The sequence below is a fragment of the Spirosoma flavus genome, from assembly GCF_054778555.1.
This window is the reverse complement of record NZ_BAAGZL010000003.1, coordinates 447,982-470,572: the sequence shown is the minus strand read 5'-3', so window position 1 is coordinate 470,572 and position 22,591 is coordinate 447,982. Positions and strand designations below refer to the sequence as shown.

The 22,591-nt window shown below is 48.9% G+C and carries 15 protein-coding genes and 1 tRNA gene; 8 read left to right on the top strand and 8 right to left on the bottom strand.

Annotation, left to right across the window (positions count from 1 at the left end; genetic code table 11):
* Window position 1: 1 nt before the first annotated feature.
* Window positions 2–1,018, top strand: a complete 1,017-nt coding sequence (locus tag ACYVF1_RS18440) for a zinc-dependent alcohol dehydrogenase (protein ID WP_461081487.1) — start codon at window positions 2–4, stop codon at window positions 1,016–1,018.
* A gap of 199 nt (window positions 1,019–1,217) precedes the next feature.
* Here ACYVF1_RS18440 and ACYVF1_RS18435 read toward each other — a convergent pair whose 3' ends face one another.
* Complete coding sequence (locus ACYVF1_RS18435) at window positions 1,218–1,943, bottom strand: LytR/AlgR family response regulator transcription factor (protein ID WP_461081485.1); 726 nt, start codon at window positions 1,941–1,943, stop codon at window positions 1,218–1,220.
* Window positions 1,936–2,973, bottom strand: coding sequence for a sensor histidine kinase (locus ACYVF1_RS18430; RefSeq protein ID WP_461081483.1), 1,038 nt, complete (start codon window positions 2,971–2,973; stop codon window positions 1,936–1,938). The genes ACYVF1_RS18435 and ACYVF1_RS18430 overlap by 8 nt, the downstream gene beginning before the upstream one ends.
* A gap of 192 nt (window positions 2,974–3,165) precedes the next feature.
* Here ACYVF1_RS18430 and ACYVF1_RS18425 point away from each other — a divergent pair, with 192 nt between their 5' ends.
* Window positions 3,166–3,972: a hypothetical protein gene (locus ACYVF1_RS18425; protein WP_461081481.1), complete on the top strand. Its 807-nt coding sequence runs from the start codon at window positions 3,166–3,168 to the stop codon at window positions 3,970–3,972.
* A gap of 38 nt (window positions 3,973–4,010) precedes the next feature.
* Complete coding sequence (locus ACYVF1_RS18420) at window positions 4,011–5,168, top strand: DUF1624 domain-containing protein (RefSeq protein ID WP_461081479.1); 1,158 nt, start codon at window positions 4,011–4,013, stop codon at window positions 5,166–5,168.
* A gap of 497 nt (window positions 5,169–5,665) precedes the next feature.
* On the opposite strand, the gene ACYVF1_RS18415 is transcribed toward ACYVF1_RS18420, so the two are convergent.
* The 3 genes from ACYVF1_RS18415 to ACYVF1_RS18405 all read right to left on the bottom strand — a co-directional run bounded on the left by ACYVF1_RS18415 (window position 5,666) and on the right by ACYVF1_RS18405 (window position 8,610).
* Window positions 5,666–5,737: transfer RNA gene (locus tag ACYVF1_RS18415), tRNA-Arg, on the bottom strand.
* Between the two features lie 62 nt (window positions 5,738–5,799).
* On the bottom strand, window positions 5,800–7,098 hold the full coding sequence (gene hflX / locus ACYVF1_RS18410) for a GTPase HflX (protein WP_461081477.1): 1,299 nt from the start codon (window positions 7,096–7,098) through the stop codon (window positions 5,800–5,802).
* 126 nt (window positions 7,099–7,224) lie between these two features.
* On the bottom strand, window positions 7,225–8,610 hold the full coding sequence (locus ACYVF1_RS18405; RefSeq protein WP_461081475.1) for an MATE family efflux transporter: 1,386 nt from the start codon (window positions 8,608–8,610) through the stop codon (window positions 7,225–7,227).
* Between ACYVF1_RS18405 and ACYVF1_RS18400 the strand changes: the two genes are divergently transcribed.
* From ACYVF1_RS18400 to ACYVF1_RS18380, 5 genes are all read left to right on the top strand, one after another.
* Window positions 8,603–8,770 (top strand): hypothetical protein, encoded by a 168-nt coding sequence (locus ACYVF1_RS18400; protein WP_461081473.1) that lies wholly within the window; start codon window positions 8,603–8,605, stop codon window positions 8,768–8,770. The two genes, ACYVF1_RS18405 and ACYVF1_RS18400, sit on opposite strands and share 8 nt — an antisense overlap.
* Window positions 8,771–9,072: 302 nt before the next feature.
* On the top strand, window positions 9,073–9,618 hold the full coding sequence (locus ACYVF1_RS18395; protein ID WP_461081471.1) for a GNAT family N-acetyltransferase: 546 nt from the start codon (window positions 9,073–9,075) through the stop codon (window positions 9,616–9,618).
* Between the two features lie 93 nt (window positions 9,619–9,711).
* Complete coding sequence (locus tag ACYVF1_RS18390) at window positions 9,712–16,509, top strand: hybrid non-ribosomal peptide synthetase/type I polyketide synthase (RefSeq protein WP_461081469.1); 6,798 nt, start codon at window positions 9,712–9,714, stop codon at window positions 16,507–16,509.
* 173 nt (window positions 16,510–16,682) lie between these two features.
* Entirely contained in the window at window positions 16,683–17,528 is an 846-nt protein-coding gene (locus ACYVF1_RS18385) for a sugar phosphate isomerase/epimerase family protein (protein WP_461081467.1), read from the top strand.
* Window positions 17,529–17,659: 131 nt separating this feature from the next.
* Entirely contained in the window at window positions 17,660–18,055 is a 396-nt protein-coding gene (locus tag ACYVF1_RS18380) for a hypothetical protein (RefSeq protein ID WP_461081465.1), read from the top strand.
* Between the two features lie 112 nt (window positions 18,056–18,167).
* Here the strand turns inward: ACYVF1_RS18380 and ACYVF1_RS18375 are convergent, their stop codons facing one another.
* From ACYVF1_RS18375 to ACYVF1_RS18365, 3 genes are all read right to left on the bottom strand, one after another.
* Window positions 18,168–19,535 (bottom strand): PhoPQ-activated pathogenicity-related family protein, encoded by a 1,368-nt coding sequence (locus tag ACYVF1_RS18375; protein WP_461081463.1) that lies wholly within the window; start codon window positions 19,533–19,535, stop codon window positions 18,168–18,170.
* A gap of 54 nt (window positions 19,536–19,589) precedes the next feature.
* On the bottom strand, window positions 19,590–20,858 hold the full coding sequence (locus ACYVF1_RS18370; protein ID WP_461081461.1) for a hypothetical protein: 1,269 nt from the start codon (window positions 20,856–20,858) through the stop codon (window positions 19,590–19,592).
* Between the two features lie 78 nt (window positions 20,859–20,936).
* Window positions 20,937–22,580, bottom strand: coding sequence for a SusD/RagB family nutrient-binding outer membrane lipoprotein (locus ACYVF1_RS18365; RefSeq protein WP_461081459.1), 1,644 nt, complete (start codon window positions 22,578–22,580; stop codon window positions 20,937–20,939).
* Window positions 22,581–22,591 lie beyond the last annotated feature (11 nt).

Below are 22,591 nucleotides of genomic sequence, written 5' to 3'. Positions count from 1 at the left end.
TATGAAAGCTGCTTATTATTCTGGTAATCAACTATTTGAGGTTAAATCTACCGAACCCGAACCAACTCCAGCAGGTATGGTGCGTTTAAAGGTCGCCTACTGTGGTGTCTGTGGTACCGACATTCATATTTATCATGGCAAAATGGATCAGCGCGTTCGGATGCCGCAAGTGATCGGACATGAAGTGTCAGCCGAAATTGACCAACTGGGCGAAGGTGTTACGGGCTGGCAAGTTGGTGATAAAGTAGCGGTACGTCCTTTGCAGCCGGGTACTGACGACCCATCCGACAATGGGCAGCGGCATATTGGGAAGAACCTGAAATTTATCGGTATTGATACGCCTGGTGGCATGCAGACGTATTGGAATGTGCCTGCGTATACACTACACCGTTTGCCCGAAACGATGTCGCTCCAATTAGGAGCACTAACCGAGCCGTTGGCCGTAGCCTGTCATGATATCCGGCTCAGTCGACTGCAACCGGGCGAAAACGTAGTAGTCATAGGGGCTGGACCGATTGGCGTATTGATTGCACTCGTTGCTCGTCACAAAGGAGCCAATGTACTTATTTCTGAACCGAACGCGGCTCGTGTGGCCTTTTGTCAAAAATTGGGTTTATCGGCTGTAAATCCAATGATTGCTGATCTGGCGAAAGAAGTGGAAACGTTTTCAGATGGAGCAATGGCCGACGTCGTTTTTGAAGTATCGGGGGTGACTGCAGGCGTGCAAACCATGACGCAACTAGCGCGAGCACGGGGTCGGATTGTGATGGTCGCTATTCACAGCGAACCCAAACCCGTTGATCTGTTTCGTTTTTTCTGGCGCGAACTGCAACTCATTGGCACCCGCGTTTATGAACCTGAAGATTTTGATGAAGCTATCCGGCTGGCTGCTTCTGGAGAACTTCCGCTCGATTCGCTTATCACACAAGTTTCTGCACTAGATGATATTCAATCTCTTTTCGAAACCATTGATAACAATCCAACAGGTATGAAATATTTATTGAAGTGTGCTGAATAACACTAAACGTTTGATAGGGTTGTTCTCTCATAAACGGGTATGGGTGTGGCAAAACACAACTAGTTGTCTTTGAGCTAGTTTCCTGTCTTCAACTATGGTAGGTACAGGTAACTTCCCCGGCATCGGGTACGCTTTTTCTGCTCAGTACGGAGGTGATTATCAACCATGTTAGTGCCAGTTGGAGCGGGAAGCCAAGCTATCATTTCTCAATGAATTGGTGGCCTCCTGTTTGAATCTTTCGTAAAAATGCACCTTTGTATAACCGGCCCAGCGGCAGTGTATATGACGATAAAGTGACCTGCTCAGCGTTGTAACTGATGAGTTTATCCCAGGCAATAATAAACGATTTGTGCACCCGGATGAACTTATCTTCAGGAAGTTTCTCCTCCATATACCCTAATTTTTCGGACGCTACGTAGGACTTTCCCTTCGTGTGCACCTTGATGTAATCGCCCAACCCTTCAATAAAAAGAATGTCCTTCAGGAAAATTTTTATTTGATCCCGGCCAACCTTGAAAAACATATATGTTTCCTCATAATGACTGGTAATCAGTGCCGGTAGCTCAGGGTTGTTTTGAGAATGCAGGTACTTAGAAACGGCTCGCATGAATCGTTCCTGGGTGATCGGTTTAACTAAATAATCGACAGCATCCAGTTCGAAAGCCGTGGCCGCGTATTCCCTGTAAGCCGTTGTTAGAATGATCTTGGGGCGAACCTTCAATGATCGTATCAAATCTAGGCCAGACATTTTCGGCATCTGAATGTCCAGGAAAGCAAGGTCAACCGGGTTAGTTTGCAGAAAGGTGAACGCATCGACCGCGTTATCAAAGGCGGCTAAAACGGTAAAACCAGCAAGATTGGAAAGATGCTCCATGAGCAGCGCTCTAGCCGGGGCTTCATCATCAACTAGTAAGCAGTTAGTCATTTTTCAACGTATTAATCGTCAAACTAATCAGGTACGAATGAGGCTCGTCAATAATGGTTAAATCATGTGCATTGGGATAAATCAATGCCAGTCTTTTTTTTACGTTCGACAAGCCGATGCCGCCCAGATCGGATACTTGGATAGCACTTTGTTCGTCTTTACTATTAGCGATCTTAACCGAAAACTGACCAGATCGTCTGGCAATATCGATACGTATCCAGCTTAATCCTGGCGAGTTAGCCACGCCGTGTTTAAAACTGTTTTCGACCAAAGGCAGTAGGAGCAAAGGAGCGATTTTGAGATCATGGATGGGCGTATACCTATTAATTGATACGTCCAGTTTGGGGCCATACCTGTTTTTTTGCAGCTCGATATAATGTTCAATATAGGAGATTTCTGTCGCTAAGGGCACCGTCGCCTGGGCTGATTCATACAAATTGTACTCCAGAAAACCCGACAAGTGCGCAATCAGCGAAGCCGTCTCTGGACTGCTTTTCAGGGCAGTTGAGTAGATATTGTTTAACGTATTGAAAACAAAATGGGGCTGAACCTGGGCTTTCAGTAAATTCAATTCCGCCGTTGTAGTCTGTTGCATCAATTGGTGTACGCGAAAGCGTTCTTCATACCAAGATTGTATAAAATAATACAAAGCATACAAGCCGGTTATTGCGTACAAGTTAACGAACTCGACCAGCATTTTTCCCGCCGAAAGAAAAGGCATATGCTGGGCTTGTGGGAAGTACGTCGGGTAAATAAGATAGTAATTAATATACCGTCTGACTACAAGTAAAAAAAGGGAGAAAAGAACTAAATACACCCAATCTGTTACCTGGCTAGTTTCCGCCAAACGCTTCTTAATCAGAAAATAAACGGCCAGCCTGGAAAAGAGAAAGGCAACAGGCAGAGCCATACAGGCATTAATAAAGTAGTCGTGGTAGTTGCCATAAAGAGACGCCAATCCCAACCACTGATACAGGAAATACAGCAGCCAGAAAACAACATTAAACGTAACATCTCGATGTAAATTCATGAGTTATCCCTCCCCAACTAAGGTAAACGTTTTGACGGTCGATAAACAAAGAGGATACTCGATTTTCGATCAACGACCCTTTTTTTCGGTAAACGGCGAATACCGATGAATTGGGTTGTGTACAGACAATACGTCTGGACGTATCGACTGATGGCTACTTTTGAACGTACATCAATTGGCACCTAGATTACCATGAAACTACTGATACGAATCGGCCGGGCTTTCTATGCGATCGCTCTTTTTGTGTATGGGTTTCAACAAATTTATTTTGGCAGCTTCCGGGATGTATTTTTTTCGGTCTATCAGCAACATCTGCCTTTCCTGAAGGTATTCGCCTGGGTTTTCGGACTCTATCTGATTATCACCGGTGCTTTGTTATTTGTACCCGGTGCTGGTAAAAAATCGTCACTCCTTCTAGGGGTAATCTGGATGTTGCTATTCCTGGGAACCCATATGACCTATGAACTCATTTCAGAGCCTAATAAATTGTATCATTTGGGCTTGTGGACGACGCCATTAAAGGAACTGGCCCTGGCTGGCGGGGCCTTTGTTGTGGCCTACTCGTTCGAGACGCCGTTAACTGGTAAGCTGACGGTTTTGGGGAAAATCATGCCCTATGGCAATTTGTTTTTTCTCTATACCATGACCAGCTATGGAATCTCACACATTATTTATGCTGAATTTCTGGTCAACACCGTTCCCGGCTGGATGGCAAACCACCTTTTTTGGGTAAATCTGACGGGAATCGCCCTAACCGCTTCCGGTATAGGCATCATCCTGGGCATACGAATACGCATCATCGCCTTATTGCTGTCGCTGATGATCTTTCTGTGGTTCTGGCTGGTCCATGTCCCCGGCGCTATGTCAGATCCGGTTGGTAATCGAGGAAATCTCCTGGCCAGTGCGTTTGATGCGCTGGCGTATAGCGGAGTGGCGTTGCTGATCGGCCTCACCATGAAGAAGCAGAAATGGGTAGAGGACGTCGAAAGTTGGCAATGATTCTACCTGGCGAATTGATTAGAGAAATACCAAGCATAATGAAACGAAACAACAGTATTGATATCATGCGCGGTCTGGTGATGATCATCATGCCATTGGACCACGTGAGGGATCTTTTACATATTACCTCGTTGACGCAGTCACCTACGGACCTGACCACCACCACACCAGCCTTATTTTTTACCCGGTGGATTACCCATTTGTGTGCACCAACGTTTGTCTTTCTGTCGGGTACCTCCGCTTTTCTGTCTATGAACGCTAAAAACGACCTGGCTGCTTCCAGACGTTTTCTGCTATCGAGGGGCATTTGGCTGGTGCTGGTAGAGTTCAGTGTGGTCAATTTCGGTATCTGGTTCGACCCGGACTTCGACGTTCTGATTTTTGAGGTGATCGCAGCCATTGGAATTGGGTTTCTGATCCTCAGTACGTTGCTGAAATTGCCTCCCCGGACGGTAGGTTTAGTTGGGTTAATGATCGTAGTCCTTCATGCGTTGGCTGGCTTGATTCCAGCTCCCCAAAATGTGCTCTTGAAAGCTTTAATGGCCCTTTTTTCCCCGACGGCTTTTCCGTATGCTGGCAGTAAACTATTTCTGATCGCCTACCCGCCTGTTCCCTGGTTGGGCATCATGTTGATCGGTTACGGTGCTGGCTATTTTTTTGAATCAACCGAAAATGGTCAACAACGTATTTTCTTGAAAATAGGGGTGCTGTCGCTGGGCTTTTTTGTTGCTCTCCGGGTTATGAATTTATATGGAGACCCAGTTCCTTGGTCGTCCCAAAAGAATTTGCTCTATACCTTTCTCTCGTTCATCAACGTGACCAAATATCCCCCATCGCTGCAATTCTGTCTTCTGTTTCTAGGGATCATGTTTCTGATTCTTTCGCGGTTACAGAGCCTGAAAAGTGGCTTGACGGATTGGGTGAGTGTCTATGGCAAAACTCCCCTGTTCTATTTCCTGGTGCATTGGTATTTGATACATCCCCTTGTTTTTGTGATGGTCTTCCTGCAAGGATTCAAGAGTTCCGATTTGGTATTCGGCTCGAACTTCGGCCGGCCAAAGACAGGTAGCGGAGTTGAATTATGGGTGATTTATTTAATTTGGGCCTTGATCGTTCTGGCAATGCACCCGCTCTGTCGATGGTACGGAAGCTATAAGAAGCGTCATAAAGAGCAAACCTGGCTACGCTACATCTGAGTGAAGCCGACAAAGCGTTGCTAAATCAGGGCCAATACACTAAGAGAGCCAAGTAAATAAGACGAACAATAAACACCCCCGACAATCACACTTTTTCGCTGTGGCTATGACACTGAAGTTTTGTAGGAAAACAAGTATATCCTTAAAAGCAACATGATAAATGTTCGGGTTTGAAATCTTTAATGGTAGTTGATTACGTGTCTTTGACTGAAGTTATGGAAAATTCAGTTTGGACGAGCCCCTATTTACATGAATAGGTCAGCGCATTTCAACATCAACAAAAAGGAACCTAGTAGCTATTGCTGAATCGAGTTATGATCTTGCCGGTTACATTATGACTAAGTACCGTCTCAGTAAAAACGCCCGTTTCTCTAAGGCTGCTGCCATCACCAGCGAAGGCCACCATTTGATTTAGCTCATAGTCGCCATTTATCGAATTAAACGGAACAATAAAGCCTCTAACTTGCTGTAAGTTAGAGGCTTTGTGTTATAGGGGGTGGTCTCGACGGGAATCGAACCCATATCAAACGTTTAGGAAACGTCTATTCTATCCGTTGAACTACGAGACCAAAAGTATCCCCTCCTCTGTACCCAGAAGAGGGGAGTGCTTTACAAAATTGCCGAAAATCCCTTAACTCACCAAACCGTCACCATACTCAGCTGATTCCGAGAGTGGTACGTTCACCCAATTCGGATAAATCTGGTAATGTTTCTCTTTCACTAACTGGTAGAGCAATTCACGTAATTCACCCACGTTTTCGCCAGTTTGGGCAGAAATAAACGTAACGTAATCAGCTTTCGCCGACAGATACGTTTTACGTAGATAATCCAAAGCGGTACGTCTCCGAACGGCTACTGGAATCATAACTTCTTCTGACGTATCGTTTTCCGTGTACGTATCGTCATCATTCGTCGATGGTTTCTCGGCCCATTCTTCTTTCGGAACAAACTGGTCCATTTTGTTGAAAACCAGTATCATAGGTTTTGTATGAGTTGGCGTACCAACGGCTTTGATATCGGCCAACGTAGCATTTACTACGTCAACCTGCTCCTCAAAATTCGGATGCGATACGTCGACTACGTGAACGAGAATATCAGCTTCACGAACCTCATCAAGCGTCGATTTGAATGATTCAATCAACGTAGTGGGCAGTTTACGGATAAACCCAACTGTATCGGTCAGCAAAAACGGTATGTTGCCCAGTGTTACCTTACGTACTGTCGAATCGACCGTAGCAAAGAGTTTATTTTCAGCAAATACATCGGCTTTGGCCATTGTCCGCATTAGCGTCGATTTCCCTACGTTGGTATAACCCACCAAAGCGACACGTACCAGCCGGTCGCGCTCTTTCCGACGCGTTACGCTTTGCTTATCGATTTTGGCGAGCTTCTCTTTCAGAAACGCGATTCGATCTTTTACGATCCGACGGTCCGTTTCCAGTTCTTTCTCCCCAGGCCCCCGCATCCCCGTTCCGCCTTTCTGACGGCTCAAGTGCGTCCACATACGGGTCAGTCGCGGATAAAGATACTGATACTGAGCTAACTCCACCTGAACACGTGCCTGCGCCGTTTGCGCCCGCATCGAAAAAATGTTCAGAATAAGTAAACTACGGTCAAGTACCTTAATTTCCTTGAATTCCGCTTCAAGGTTACGTACCTGAGCAGGCGTCAGATCATCATCAAAAATGATCGAGTCTACTGGATTGTCGAGGATAAACGTCTGGATTTCTTCCAGTTTCCCCTTACCCACAAAGGTGCGGGTATCGGGTCGGTCGAGTTTCTGGGTAAACGATTTCACGGTTTTTACGCCTGATGTTTCGGCCAGAAACGCTAATTCATCTAAATATTCTTTGGTCTGATCCGCTGATTGCTTTTGCGTAATCAGCGCTACCAGAACAGCGGTTTCGGGTTGTTTATGTGTATCGATCATAAATCTCAGCTATAAGATGTATACTGTAAGATAGGTAATGTATGAATTGGGCAGACCATACATCTTCTATCAGACATTCTACCTAAAATAAAACTTGCGCTTTGGGGTAAAAGTTCTGCCCTACAATTACACCTGAACCGTTTTCCAGCGACCTCGACGGAACACCAGAATTGAAATGATAGCCAGCAACGTTTCGCTGATAGCTACCGACCAGAACACACCCGATGGGCCAAAGTTGAATGAATTCGTTAATACGAAAGCTAGTGGAATCTGTACCATCCAGAAGCATACAATATTAATCAACGTCGGTGTTCGGGTGTCGCCCGCTCCGTTGAGTGCCTGACTCAGTACCATACCATAAGCCATGAACAGGTAACCCAGACAAAACACTCGTAAACACTGTACCGCAATATCGACAACGCGCGCATTGCGGTCGAACATACCCACGATTTCGGACGCCCACAAGTAGAATCCAACCCCGACGGTGGCCAGGAAAATCATGTTGCAGAAGGCTGCCCGCCAGGCCGATGTCTCAGCCCGCGCCGGTTCGCCCGCGCCCAGATTCTGCCCTACCAACGTAGCAGCGGCATTGGCCATCCCCCACGACGGCAGAATCGTAAACACAATAATCCGAATGGCAATGGTGTAGCCCGCCACTACGTCGCTTCCGTAGGTCGACAGGATACGTGTCAGAAATATCCAGCTCGCCGAACCTACCAGAAATTGACTCGTTCCACCAACGGCCAGACTGAGCAGATTCCGGATGATGGCGCTATTCGGAATAAAATCGCTCTTTAACACCTGAATACCCCCTTTTGAACGTGTGAGGGCATAAAGTTGGTAAAGTACGCCAATGGTCCGGCCAGTTGTTGTGGCTACGGCAGAGCCCATCACGCCAAGTGCCGGAACTGGTCCGAATCCGAAAATGAAGACCGGACACAGTACGATGTTTACCCCGTTTGCAATCCACAGTGAGCGCATGGCTACCGACGCATCACCCGCTCCGCGCAGGCAACCACTGAGCGTATACAGCAGGATAATTGCTGGCGAACTGGCAAAAATCATTCGGGTAAAATTGGACCCGTTAGCAATGAGTTCGGCTTTGGCACCCATTAATTGCAGGATGTTTTCTGCGAACAAAAAACCGGGTAAACCCAGAAGTATGGCAAACCCAAGCGAAACCAGTATAACCTGCCCCACTGTGTGGCCAGCGTCGCGTCGGTTTTCTTCACCAACACGTCTGGAAACCAGTGCGGTAGCGGCCGTACTGAGGCCAATAGCGATGGAGTACACGATTGTTAATACGGATTCCGTCAGGCCAACGGTGGCAATGGCTTCGGTGCCGATTTTAGCCACAAAAAATACGTCGACAACGGCAAATAACGACTCCATGACCATCTCCAGAATCATTGGAACCGATAGCAGAAAAATAGCCCGGTTGATACTACCGGATGTGAAATTGGTTTCTGAACCACGTAATGCGGCCAGGAATAACCGAAAAAACTTGGTCATTAGTGATAAGAATACGACGCTGTGCCCCGTAGAGACGCAGGTAGTGAATGAAGTAAAAAATGAGAGAGCTGCCTTAGTGGCAGAACTGATTGAGAAGGAAGAAAACCTGCGGGAGGTTTTTAAGCGAGGAACTTCATCGGCGTTGACCGTCCGACTGTAGCGGACGCAGTTAAGGCTGCAAAGGTAGGCGTTTACTTTTTAAAAATCCAAATTGGTTTGAGTAAACGGTCGATAAACAAATGGATACGGTTATGTAGTAACTAGTAAAGGTGTACTGAATTCACTAGTTCTGGACGATTTGTCATCGACGGAAAAGCCTTACTAAAAAATACACAAGCAAGAAAGGTAGAAGTGATAGATTCTTTTTACCACTATGGGTGACATGATAACTATTTGTCGTCTAAAGTGATAGCGTAGCTTGGAATTCTACTACGTAGTTACCTACCCATATTTGAAGTAAACATGAATATTGACTGTGGGCCATGCGCTATTCGCTCATGGCGTTTTGGCGATGAGGATAATTTACACCAGCACGCCAATAGTAGGCCCATCTGGCTTAATCTCCGCGATAATTTCCCCTATCCCTACACAGAAATCGACGCTCAGCGGTGGATACAATACGTCGTTGATCCTGAGGTAGAAACTAACTTCGCTATTGATGTTGACGGCGAAGCGGTGGGTAATATTGGCCTTCGCATCGGCGAAGACATTGAACGTTACTCGGCCGAAATATGGTACTGGCTGGGCGAAGCCTTTTGGGGACGTGGTATTGTATCGGCCGCCCTCCGGACCATCACCGATTACGCATTTACAGAGTTTTCGCTGACTCGGCTATATGCAAAACCGATGGCCCACAACGTAGCATCTATTAAAGTTCTTGAGAAAGTCGGTTTCCAGCGGGAAGGGCTGCTACGTTGGAGCGTCGTAAAAGACGGCGTGATGATGGATACGTACATGTACTCGTTTCTGTCCAGCGATTGGCTGGAGGAGAACAGCGGACTTGCCTGATATGTCGGCAACTACGTTCTGCTAATCGAACGCAGAGTGTGTAACCAGCAGAAAAACAGCGTAATACGTAGCGAACTTTGACATTTCCCATAAATGGATACCACTCTATACTCACCATCTAGTGCCTCAGAACAAGTTGCCTATCCAAAGCATAAGACCCTTGTCGACCTGTTGGCCGAACAGGCTCATAAGACGCCCAGCAGCGTAGCAGTTACGTTTGGAAATGAGCTACTTACGTATCAGGAACTTGATGAACAATCGAACCAGTTGGCTCATTACCTGCGCAAACTGGGCGTAGTTGAAGAGTCGCTGGTGCCGATCTGCCTGACTCGCTCCATCAATATGATTGTGGGCATACTAGGTATTCTGAAAGCCGGTGGCGCGTACGTACCGATTGATCCCGACTATCCAGCCGACCGTATCAGCTACATGCTGGCCGATCTGAAAGCGACCATCGCCGTAACGGATGCAGCTTCCCGGCCGATGCTGGAGCCAATGGCTGAAGGAGTAAATCTGGTATGTCTTGACCAGAATAAAAAAGCTATTCACGCTGAATCCACTACGTTCGTAACCACGCAGTTAACGCCAAAGAGTCTGGCGTACATCATCTATACGTCTGGTTCGACAGGCCGCCCGAAAGGCGTGATGATTGATCATGAGAACGTAGTGAGGCTCTTCGTCAACGATGCCCCGCTGTTCGATTTTGGCGAGCAGGATGTCTGGACGATGTTTCACTCATTCTGTTTCGATTTTTCCGTCTGGGAAATGTACGGAGCGCTACTATTTGGTGGTCGATTGGTAGTGGTTCCGAAGCACGTAGCGAAAGATGCTACGTTGTTTGCTACGTTGCTGGCGACGGAAAACGTAACGGTACTCAATCAGACGCCGTCGGCCTTCTACGTTCTTCAGGAACAGGCGGTTAGCAAACAAGAAAAGCTGGCCGTTCGCTACGTCATTTTTGGGGGAGAAGCGTTGAATCCGGGCAAGTTGCGTCCGTGGAAACAGGCTTATCCCGGTTGTGCGCTGATCAACATGTACGGTATCACTGAAACAACCGTACACGTTACGTATCTGGCCCTGACAGATGAACACCTTTCCCAGCCCAGCAGCCTGATTGGCCGACCTATCCCCACGCTGTCAACTCATGTGCTTGGCACTGATCAGCAGCCGGTTGCAGTAGGTGAAGTAGGAGAATTGTACGTTGGTGGCGCTGGTCTGGCACGTGGCTATCTCAACCAACCAGAGTTGACAGCCAAGCGGTTTATTCCGAATCCATTCAGTGATCATACCGGCGACCGACTTTACCGAAGTGGCGATTTGGCGCGGCTCTTACCCGATGGCGATCTGGAATACATGGGCCGGATTGATGAGCAGGTCAAAATTCGGGGTTTCCGGATCGAATTGGGGGAAATTGAGCAGGTTTTGCTGCTTTATCCAGGCGTAAAACATACGGTTGTTGTCGCTAAAAAGTACGCCGACGACGATGCTCGACTAGTAGGCTACGTAGTGCTGGACGGGCCTTTCGACAAAAAGGACGTAACAGACTTTCTGGCGACTCGGCTACCGGATTATATGGTTCCGAGTTTACTAATGCCTATCGAACACATCCCGCTGACAAGCAACGGAAAAGTCGACCGTAAAGCATTACCTGAGCCGGATGCATCGGCTGGTTTGACCACTACGTATGCGGCTCCGGGCAATCCGATTGAAGAAAAACTCATCAATGTCTGGAAAGATGTTTTGGCTGTAAGTCGGGTAGGTGTGAACGATAATTTCTTCGAACTGGGCGGAAATTCGCTGCTGGCCGTACGGACAGTGAATTTGCTGAAGCAGTTGCACAGGTACGATGTCCCGGTTACTAAACTCTATCAATTTCCGACGATACGTTCGCTGGCGAACTACCTGGATGGCGGTCAGCAGACAAAACCACGTAGTACAGGCCGGAAGCCAAAAAAACTGGAGTCGGACGACGTAGCGATTATCGGGATGGCTGGTCGTTTTCCCGGCGCTGACTCTGTTGAGGCACTTTGGGACGTACTGAAAGCGGGCCGCGAAACCATTCATTTCTTTAAAGACGCAGAATTAGATTCCTCACTACCAAGTGATTTGACAGAAGATTCTGCTTACGTAAAGGCGCGCGGTATTCTCGAAAAGGCGAATGAGTTTGATGCTGGTTTCTTTGGTTTGAGCGCGAAACTGGCGGAAGTAATGGACCCGCAGCACCGGGTTTTTATGGAAATTGCCTGGGAAGTGCTTGAACAAACGGGCTATTTGCCACATCAACACGGCAGCAGTATTGGCGTTTGGGCCGGATGCGGTAACAATACGTATTATCTTAACAACGTACTGGCAAACAAAGAGGTACTGAACCAAATTGGCAGTTTCCAGGCGATGACCGTCAATGAAAAGGATTTCATTGCGTCGCGAACGGCGTATCAACTCAATCTGGGTGGTCCGGCGGTCAGTGTTTATTCGGCCTGCTCTACGTCGTTGCTGGCTGTCGCACAGGCAGTTGACAGCATTCGGTTGGGCCATTGCGAACTGGCGTTGGCGGGTGGAGCCAGCGTAACGGCGCCCATTCACAGCGGCCATCTTTACGAAGAAGGAGCCATGCTAAGCCGCGATGGTCACTGCCGACCGTTCGATGAAGAGGCTACCGGAACTGTTTTCAGCGATGGCGCAGGGGTAGTTCTGCTGAAATCGCGGGAAGCCGCCGAACGGGATGGCGATACAATTTACGCGATCATTAAAGGCGTGGGCGTCAACAATGACGGTGGCGGGAAAGGCAGTTTTACAGCACCCAACGCCGAAGGCCAGGCCATCGCCATCCGAACAGCCCTAGAAGACGCCCGTATCGACCCGGCAACGATTAGCTACGTAGAAGCGCACGGAACAGCTACACCGCTAGGCGATCCAATTGAGATTGAGGGCTTAACGATGGCGTTCGGCGACGTAGCACAGCGTCAGTTCTGCGCGCTAGGTTCTATAAAAAGTAACCTCGGTCATTTGACCGCAGCGGCTGGAGTGGCAGGTCTGATTAAAACGACACTTGCCCTGCGCCATAGAGAGTTACCGGCTTCGCTTGGTTTTGATTCGCCTAATCCGGTTATTCCGTTTGCCGACAGCCCTTTTTACGTGAACGACACGCACCGCGAATGGACAGCCACTGGTCCGCGCCGGGCGGGGATAAGCTCGTTCGGGGTAGGGGGGACCAATGTACACGTAGTGGTGGAAGAATACGTACCAACCGAGCCCGTTACGCAGCCACAAACCCCCGTTAAACAGCGTCCTTTTCAGCTTTTTCCATGGTCGGCGAAGTCGGGACAAAGTCTGACTGACTATGCCTTACATCTCGCTGATCATCTGCGTCAGCAACCGGATTTGAACGTAGCAGACGTAGCGTCGACGCTTCAAAATCGCCAATTGACGCATGCACACCGACGCTACGTTATCGCCCGAACGCAGGATGAACTAGTCACTACGTTGACCGCACCAGCCGCACCGCAAACCGTTACGTCAGATGCTGCTGCACCCAACGAAATCGTCTTTTTGTTTCCGGGACAGGGCGCGCAATACGTCAATATGGGGCACGAATTGTACGAGAATGAGCCTGTATATCGGCAAGCTATTGATACATGTGCTGACGAATTATTGCCTCACTTGGACATAGATATCCGAGACGTATTATATCCGGAAACGCCTGATCAGGCTGCTATTGATCGGCTGAAAAATACGCGATACACGCAACCAGCCCTGTTTACAACGAACTACGCGCTGGCTCGGCTTTGGCAAAGCTGGGGGGTAGAACCGACCATATTCTGCGGCCACAGCATTGGCGAATTCGTCGCGGCTCATCTGGCGGGTGTTTTTACGCTGCCTGATGCGCTAAAACTGATCGCGGCTCGCGGTAAACTCATCAGTGAGTTGCCATCGGGAGGTATGCTTTCAGTACGTCTTGGAGCTGATCAGATAACGGCTATGCTGCCTGATATGTTGTCATTGGCCGCCGTAAACAGTCGCCAGCTCTGTGTGGTGGCCGGGCCAAATGAGGCCATTGCTACGTTTGCAGGCGAATTAGAAAAACAGACTATTCCGAATCGACTGCTGGAAACGAGCCACGCCTTTCACTCGTCTATGCTCGATCCGATTCTGGATGAGTTCGAAAAAACGGTACGAAATGTTACGTTACATCGGCCGCAGAAACCGATTGTTTCGACTGTTACCGGTACGTGGCTGACTGATAGCGACGCGACCAATCCGGGTTACTGGACCACGCATATGCGGGCAACCGTGCGTTTCGCCGATGCACTCGAAACGCTCTTCACGCTAAAAAACTCAATTCTACTCGAAACGGGGCCGGGTAACGTAACGGCAACGCTGGCCCGCCAACAGGCTACTCCGCGTAAGATTAACGTAGTGGCCAGCCTGGACGGGGCTAAAAACGGTCAAAGCGATTATGAATCAGTGATGAAAGCTCTGGGGCAGCTGTGGATCAAAGGTGTGAATCCCGACTGGCAGGCGTTTCGGACTAGCCATTCCCCGCAGATCGTTACGTTGCCCACGTATGCTTTTGATCGAAAACGTTGCTGGGTTGATCCGCCCAAACAAACTGCCTCTTCGTCAGCGCATTTATCACCGGCAACAGTCAGTGAAATACCTACCCAACATGTGATAGCTCAGCCCATAATGAGAAAAAACAATATACAATCTGCTGTAAAAACGTTGCTGTACGACGTAACAGGCGTCGAAGCGAGCAACGTAGTGCCGACAACCAGTTTCCTTGAGCTGGGGCTCGATTCGTTGATACTCACCCAATTCTCGTATACGCTTCGTAAGAAATTCGGCTTGCCGATCTCATTCCGGCAGTTGAACAATGAATTCGGTACGTTGGAAACGCTGGTCGATTATCTGGATCAGGGACTTCCCGCCGATGCCTATCAACCAGAAACGCCTGCTCCTGCACCAGTAGTTTTGCCAACTCCAACGCCCGCACCAACTCCGGTAGTTACTACGTCGGTACAACCTCAATTGAAGACGGTTGCGCCAGTCGCTCTTCCTGTGATGGATGGTTCGGGTACGACAGATTCCATTATGAATTTGTTTGAGCAGCAGTTGCAGATCATGGCGCAGCAAATGGCCATACTACGTGGTCAGGAAGCCGGTTCGGTGCCTGCGCCGATTCCACAACCCATTGCTGCCGAAGCCAAGCGTTCAATGCCAGATCCGGTAATGAATGGAGCTGTCAATACGCCTGCTAAACCGGCTGGCGCGATCCAGGCGTTTGGGGCTGGGGCCCGTATCGAGCGGCAATCGTCGGCGCTGAACAAAACGCAGGAAGCTTTTTTACAACAGCTTATCCAACGATACGTCCGCAAAACATCAGCGAGTAAAACCAATACGCAGGAAAACCGCCAGTGGCTGGCCGATCCACGGGCGGTTACTGGTTTCAAGCCGCTTACCAAAGAGCTGGTTTATCCGTTGGTTGTCGATAAATCGAAGGGAAGTCGCTTGTGGGATATTGACGGCAATGAATACATCGACGCGCTAAATGGCTTTGGGTCAACGCTGTTTGGGCATCAGCCGGAGTGGCTTACTAAGGTGCTGCACCAACAGATTGATCTGGGATATGAACTCGGGCCGCAGCACAAACTGGCCGGCGAAGTAGCGCGCCTGATCTGTGAATTTACCGGCTTCGAACGAGCTGCCTTGTGCAATACGGGCTCCGAAGCCATTATGGGCACGATCCGTATGGCACGTACCGTAACGGGCCGCTCGCTGATCGTTACGTTTGCGGGATCTTATCACGGCATTTTTGACGAAGTGGTTAGTCGCGGAACCCACGACCGAAACGCTACGCCAGCCGCGTTGGGTATCATGCCCGAAGCCGTTCAGAACGTATTGATTCTAGACTACGGTACACCGGAAAGTCTGGACATTATTCGGTCGCGGGCTTCAGAAATTGCCGCCGTTCTGGTTGAACCTGTGCAAAGCCGGCGGCCTGAATTTCAGCCGGTTGATTTTCTTCGGGAACTTCGAACTATTACGTCCGATGCGGGTACGGCTCTTATTTTCGATGAAGTGATCACCGGTTTCCGCATGCATCCGGGCGGCATGCAAAAATTATGGGGTATACAGGCTGATTTGGCTGCCTACGGAAAAGTGGTTGGGGGCGGCATGCCCATTGGCGTAATGGCGGGCAAATCACGGTTCATGGACGCTTTGGATGGCGGTTTCTGGCAATACGGCGATACGTCGTTTCCGCAGGCCGACATTACGTTCTTCGCCGGTACGTTTGCGCGGCATCCGTTGGCGTTGGCGGCTTCCCACGCTTCGTTACGTTACATGCGCGAACAGGGTCCCGCGTTACAGGAACGTCTGACCGCGAAAGCAAAACGGCTGGCCGATACGTTAAATGCATTTCTGAAACAGCATGAATTACCGATACTAGTTGCCCAGTTTGGTTCACTCTGGAAGATAAAATTCACGCAGGACGTACCGTATGGTGAACTTGTATTTACCCTGATGCGGGAGCGAGGCATTCACATCTGGGATGGCTTCCCCTGTTTTATGACTGAAGCCCATACTGATGCTGATGTTCAACGAATTGCCGAAGTTTTTAAAGACAGTATCCAGGCGCTAATTGAGGCACAGTTTTTACCTTCGTCAAAACCCGTATTGCCCAAAGTAGCCCCTAAACTGACCAATTTGGTTAGTAGTGTGGACCATCCTCCGGTTGCCGGGGCTAAACTCGGGCGCGACGCGCAGGGTAACGTAGCGTGGTTTTTTAAAGATCCATCCCGTCCCGGAAAATACCTCCAGCTAGTCATGAACAATCCTGAAATCCACCTGAATGGCGGGTCAACGAATGGGTCGAGCAACGGCAAGCATTAACGGTTTGGTATAATAATAGATAAGTTAAAACACTACGTCCCGGATGTCATTCGATAAGTCAATGACATCCGGGACGTAGTGTGTAAAGTAGAAACGCGGTTACTGACTCCTTATAAAAGGACTTTTAACACTACGTATATTTTTGCTACCGCATTCTCATTTTGAAAAATCGTATGATACGTATTACCTTTTTCCTTAGCCTACTAGTTGGCATGGCGTCATTAAGTCAGGCGCAACCTTTTGGCAAACTCGTGAAGCAAACGCCTGGCATTGTTTCATATACCATGCGTGACAGTTTCGGAAAAGACGTACCGGGCACGTTGGACAAGATTAAAGCCTGGGGCATTACTAACGTCGAATTTTCGTCGCTGTTCGGAAAAACGGCTCCTGAACTGCGTACTCTGCTCGATCAGCGTGGTATGCGCTGCACCAGTTATGGGGTGAGTTATGATGCTATTGACCAGAAACCCGATTCGATCCTGCAGAATGCGAAAGCGTTGGGCGTGAAGTACATACGTATTGGCTCGATCCCGCACAAAGGCCCTGCCACGCTCGATATAATTCAGAAAGCGGCTGAAGTATTCAATCGTTTTGGCAAACAGGCGAAAGCACAGGGAATCATGTTCTGCTACCACAATCACGGCTTTGAGTTTCAGCCTCACGGCGACGGTACGTTGTTTGACCTCCTGTTGGCGAAGACAGACCCAGCCCTTGTTGGCTACGAAATGGACGTAACATGGACGTACCTGCCCGGCCAGGACCCGGCAAAGTTACTGACGAAGTACCCAAACCGGTTCAAGCTTATTCACCTTAAAGACGTAGCGAAAGACGTACCGCATAGCGATGCGGGTGGAATGCCAAATGAAAAATCGGTGGTATTGGGAACGGGGCAAATTGACTGGCCTGCGGTTTTGAAAGCCGCCAGCAAAAGCTCGATTGAATATTATTATATCGAAGATGAAAGCAAAGCTGTTGAGCAGCAGGTGCCTCAGAGCATAGCCTATCTGAAGAGTTTGTAAAACGTCTTTTCGAAGTGCTACGTGCTTGACTATGTATCGGTTAGAGAACAGCGTATTAACCAAATGGCTTTAATGTTGGTTTAATACGTATCAACTACTCAACTTGAACCACGTAGTATTGTGGCACCGTTATGAAAGGACTATTCGCTATGCTGTTGCTGGTGAGTTTATCGGCAACTGCTCAAACAAAACCCGAGTCGGCAGTCCCGCCTGCCATTGTCGCTGTTGTGGAAAGTGTTTCGGGGAAACACTTTGTTCCTGATACGTCTTTTGCCAGCTTTTCGGAGGAAGATAAATCGCTACTAGCTAAAGAGCCTGTTGCTAATTGGAGCCTGCTTCAGGAATCTGATAACATGGCTTATTCGAATCTGGTAGTCGGCAGTCGTTCTTATCAGCTGGTGATCAGACGTTTACCGAAAGCGTCGTATCCAACGGCTACCGTGTTACGTTACACAACGCCCCAATCTAAACCCGAGCCAATAGTACGGGGAACGCTTCAGGCAAAAGGCGAAGAAAAAGCGAAATAAATCTGAACCGGGATTTTAACAGGATTAAAAAGATTCACAAGATTTTGTTTTCTGCTCCACTGGCAATCAATCCTGTGAATCTTTTTAATCCTGTTAAAATCTCGGTTCAGATTTATTTCAAAAATACCTCGTCATTATCCGTCAGGAACATACGGGTGCTTTCGGTGTAGGTGCCGCCTGTGGGCGATTTATATTTCAAATCGACATAAAACGCCCGATACCCTGAAGCAGGGAAAGCCTCGCTTACAGAGATCTTGTTTTTGTTACTGATACCCAGGTTTTTCCCTTCCCATTTCTCGTCCTGGAAAATTCGATCCGTCGAATTGGCGGCCCAGACCGTTACGTCCTCCAATTTATCCGATGTTGCTTTAATGGTGAGGTCCACACCTTTTTTCGTGCTCGTAACCGTGTATTGGCAAGTCGGATAGGGCTGTTTGGTTAACGTAGTGCCGAAGAAAGCATTCAACGCTTCGAGTGCCTGCCGTTTGTCGCCCAGATCATGACCGACGTTGGGAACGTAGTGAATGTAATTCTCGCCCGGAATCTGGCCGATGTAATGCTTCACGGCATCGACCGTCCAATATTCGTCATTCGTACCCATGAACAGCATTTTGGGCATGGTCAGCTTTTTGCGATACGAATACGGGTCAATCATTTCGTTGATGGCATCACCTTCCTTACTGTGAACGGTTTGGGGAATGCCCAGTTTTACGTAGTCGTCGATCTGCTCGCTGTATTTATTCCAGCTTTTCATCTGATAATCCAGATTGACCGGCATGTTCAAAATGTCGATAACCATCGGTGCAATGGCCACAGCTCGTTTGTCGCTGGCGCCGGTTAGCCAGGTTGTCCAGCCGCGTTTGGAAGCGCCCGATACGACAAAGTTTTTGACCTCTTTGTTAAGCGTTTTTTTGGCTAGCTCCTGCACCGCGTCCATCGCGCGAACCGCACTTTTCACCATCGGGAAAAGCAACGGCCAGCTATAATCACCGTCTTTCTTGAACTGGTGCAAGGTATAGGAAATCAGCGCGTCTTCGGTCAAATTGTCGTAAAGAGGCTGGTTGGGCGTTTGGCGTAGTACGGCCACAATAGCGTTGTTTTTACTAGCCAGCGTGCTAATCGCCCGGTTGAATTTATCATCGTGACCATTCCACCGGGGTTCGCCATCCTTGAGCGACCCGCCTGTGATAAATAGCAAGGCACCCTCGTGTTTGATTTCTTTCGGCACAAGCACCGTCAGTTGATGTTTCCAGGTGTGTTCGCGCCATTTTTGGGAGGTTAGCAATACTTCATGAGCAGTAATATCGCCGTAGGTATACGTATCTTTTGTTTCCCATTTGAACGATTTGTCATCATTGTGAAGATAACTTTCAAGCGCGGTCGATGGGGTGATTCCGTCATTTTTATCAGGGAGATCGAACGCGAAAAGGGCGCTGAGGAAGCCAGCAAGGGCCACTGTTTTGAGGAAGTACTTTTTCATTTAAAGTAAAGAGCGAAAGAGTGAATGAGCGAAAGTACGCTCTGTTTGTTGAGCCTATTTATACCCATCGGCCTTGGGCGAATCGGCGATTAATTTCAGGGCTTCGGTCATATAGATTTCGGCGGTGTTTTCGCCGAGGCTGGTGCGGCTGATGTAATCGTACCGCTTGAAACTGTTGAAATCAACTTTGGTGAGCATGTAGCCAAAGGCATCATTCGTCAGGCCAAAGAGTAATGGTACGTTGGTTTTCATGTGTCGCTTAACGTAGTAGCCCACGTTCGGCAGCGCTTCTCCCGGAATGGTGAGCACCTGAGCGGCTCCTATATTCAACAGATTGACCTGCGCCACTACGTTGTCACCCGGTGCTACGTCGTATTTCAGGGGCGACTTTTTAACTATGTATTTCATTACGTCCGATTCGATTGGGAACGTAACCTTGCGAACGGTGCAGTAAAGTGAAGGATTCGATTGAGCTTCGGCGGGGCTTATAATACGTAGCGCTTCGTCGGCGAGAAGTTCACCGATTCGGATGCACTCTTCCCACGTATTGGCTTCTTTTCCGCCTTCGCGCCGGTTGTCAGCGGTTACCATTCCACCCTGTGCGCCGTTGACAAACAGAGCTATTCCACCAATTTTCGATTCAATACGTTCATAGAGTGGGCCACATAAATCAGGACTCAGAATTCCCCGGCCCGATCCAATAATTTCAGGGTGAATAGCGTAATTGACCAACGTAACAATCGGCTTTCCTGCATTGCTTCCCGACGTAGCAATGGCCTGAATTACACCGCAACGCGGGTCATACAAGTCAGGCGCGTAGTAGTTGTACGCGATTTGCCCTTTTGCGTTGCCAACAGCCGTTTTCAACGTAGCGGGCGCTAGTTTGGTAACGGCTTCATTTACTGCGTCGGCAATGGCGTGTACACATTTGTCGAGGTAGGGCAGGTCGGCGAAGGATTCTCCTTTTTCGTTCGGGAAGCCATAGGCATCGGGGCCGCTGTGTGTGTGCGTGCAGCCAATCAGTACGTTCTCGGGCGGAATATCTTTGATGAGTGCTCGGGATTTATTGCCCAATACCGACGGCCAGCCTAGATTGTCGACGCTGACGATAGCAACTCGGGTACCCGCTTTCTCAAATACGCAGGCTCTTACGTACAAATCTCCTTTCTTCTCAACCGCTTTTTTAGGCGTACCGATGCCCCCCGAAACAGGTAAGAGTGGGTCAGGCGTGATCAACCGAACAGCCGCCCCCGCTTTAAACTCCTGCGCGAGCGACGAAAGGCAAATCCCCAAAAAGGCTAATAAGACAAGAACATGTTTCATGGAAGCCCTTTTATAAAACTTCCCGAAAGCCTGTTGCTCTCGGGAAGCTGTTTTATGCTGTGGTTTATGCGATCAATCCTACCAGGGCTTGCCGGTTCCCTGAACGAGCCACTGTTTCGACCAGGCGCTGTTTTTACCATCAGCCTGCGAATTGGCGGTGATTTCGAGTTTCTCAATGGCCGTACCTGAATTGGCTTTGTTGAGGTTCAATTCATCTCGCATGTAGTAGAAGCGGACCGGCAATACTTTGCGCTTGGCAGTAGGTCCAGCTTGCAGGGCAGGCAAACCCGTCCGGCGGTAGTCGAACCAGGCTTCGGTAGCACTGGTCCAGCTCGCAATCCACTTCTGCGTCAGAATTTGCGCCTGTGTACCGTCATAAGCTACCCCCTTTTGCGCGATGAACGCATTGTAGCTACTGGTTAATCCCCAGGCAGTTAGCGATGCTTTTATCGCGTTTTCGTAGCGTGTTTTCGCGTCGCCTGCTGCCCAGCCTTTCTGTGCCGCTTCGGCCAGAATGAAGTTCACTTCAGCCGCCGACACCAGACGAGATTTTAGCAAAGTACCTTTTGCCTGCGTATAAATTTCGTTCAGGTACGATACGTGCGGATTCACCGAAGTTTGGCCGGGAGTCGGGTTGAAATTATAGCCCGACGGCAATTGCGAAATACTTGGGGGTAAACCAACGTAGTTCGGGTCCTGATCGATAGGCGTATTACCCACTTTATCGGGCGAGAGATAACGAACGCCATTCGTGATTTTGTCGGTTCCGGCGGGTAGCGTAGCATCTACTTTCAGCGGAATTTCTACTTTTTTCGCCCATATAGCCAACCGAGGATCGCTGGTGGGTTGCATGGCTTTCAGCAACGTAGAGCACATTTTGACCCGTCGGTAGTTACTGCCGCTAATATCATAAACCGAGTTTGAAGGCCAGGAATCGCCCGAGTTATTGCCAACATAAGCCATCGTCGCGTCAGCCGATGCATCGTCGATGATCGGGTACTGCGCAGGGCTCGCAACGATCTTCTCAATACCCGCTTTTGCTACGTCGGGCTGCTTGGTCGAAATGCGCATCAGATACCGAAGTTTCAAAGAGTTAGCCAGTTTAACCCATTTGGTTGGATCGCCAGCGTAGTAGAGATCAGCGGATTCAACAATACTCGTATAAGCAGATTTCGGCTTCGAAAGCAACGTACTGGCTTTGTCGAGATCGGACAGAATACCCGCATAAATCACATCCTGACTATCGTATTTAGGGGCAATATCATCAAGACCACCCGACTCGCCTTTCAGGGCGCTCGTGTATGGAGCGTCGCCCCACAAATCGGTGACTAATCCGAACAACATCGACTTCATGACCAGGGCTACACCCTGTTGAAATTCCATGTTCAGCGCTACGGCTCGCTGGTAAACCAGATCGTTGTTACGTAGCAGATCGTAGTAGGCAGTCCAGCTTTGGTCACCACCCCAGTCGTAATCGTTATGACCGCTGAACCAGGCGTCTTTTTGCGTATGCTGCACTACACCGGCAATATCCTGAAAACCAAGGTTGGTGTATAGCTTGGCCGTTTCAGAAAGCACCGTAGGCAAGACCAGATTAGGGTTCACCGTTTCGGGTTGAACACCGTTAGGATTCACGTTCAGCTGCGTCAGATCTTTGCAGGCAAACAGGCCAGCCAGAAACAGCGTGAGTAAGGCCGTATATGTTAGAGTTATCTTTTTCATGACAGAATGCT

Excerpts from the sequence above, each read along its gene's own strand:
- ACYVF1_RS18425 (WP_461081481.1), top strand. The coding sequence starts at position 3,166 with ATGAAACTACTGATACGAATCGGCCGGGCTTTCTATGCGATCGCTCTT.
- hflX (WP_461081477.1), bottom strand. The coding sequence starts at position 7,098 with ATGATCGATACACATAAACAACCCGAAACCGCTGTTCTGGTAGCGCTG.
- ACYVF1_RS18365 (WP_461081459.1), bottom strand. The coding sequence starts at position 22,580 with ATGAAAAAGATAACTCTAACATATACGGCCTTACTCACGCTGTTTCTG.
- ACYVF1_RS18385 (WP_461081467.1), top strand. The coding sequence starts at position 16,683 with ATGATACGTATTACCTTTTTCCTTAGCCTACTAGTTGGCATGGCGTCA.
- ACYVF1_RS18375 (WP_461081463.1), bottom strand. The coding sequence starts at position 19,535 with ATGAAAAAGTACTTCCTCAAAACAGTGGCCCTTGCTGGCTTCCTCAGC.
- ACYVF1_RS18370 (WP_461081461.1), bottom strand. The coding sequence starts at position 20,858 with ATGAAACATGTTCTTGTCTTATTAGCCTTTTTGGGGATTTGCCTTTCG.
- ACYVF1_RS18390 (WP_461081469.1), top strand. The coding sequence starts at position 9,712 with ATGGATACCACTCTATACTCACCATCTAGTGCCTCAGAACAAGTTGCC.
- ACYVF1_RS18435 (WP_461081485.1), bottom strand. The coding sequence starts at position 1,943 with ATGACTAACTGCTTACTAGTTGATGATGAAGCCCCGGCTAGAGCGCTG.
- ACYVF1_RS18405 (WP_461081475.1), bottom strand. The coding sequence starts at position 8,610 with ATGACCAAGTTTTTTCGGTTATTCCTGGCCGCATTACGTGGTTCAGAA.
- ACYVF1_RS18430 (WP_461081483.1), bottom strand. The coding sequence starts at position 2,973 with ATGAATTTACATCGAGATGTTACGTTTAATGTTGTTTTCTGGCTGCTG.
- ACYVF1_RS18395 (WP_461081471.1), top strand. The coding sequence starts at position 9,073 with ATGAATATTGACTGTGGGCCATGCGCTATTCGCTCATGGCGTTTTGGC.
- ACYVF1_RS18420 (WP_461081479.1), top strand. The coding sequence starts at position 4,011 with ATGAAACGAAACAACAGTATTGATATCATGCGCGGTCTGGTGATGATC.
- ACYVF1_RS18440 (WP_461081487.1), top strand. The coding sequence starts at position 2 with ATGAAAGCTGCTTATTATTCTGGTAATCAACTATTTGAGGTTAAATCT.
- ACYVF1_RS18380 (WP_461081465.1), top strand. The coding sequence starts at position 17,660 with ATGAAAGGACTATTCGCTATGCTGTTGCTGGTGAGTTTATCGGCAACT.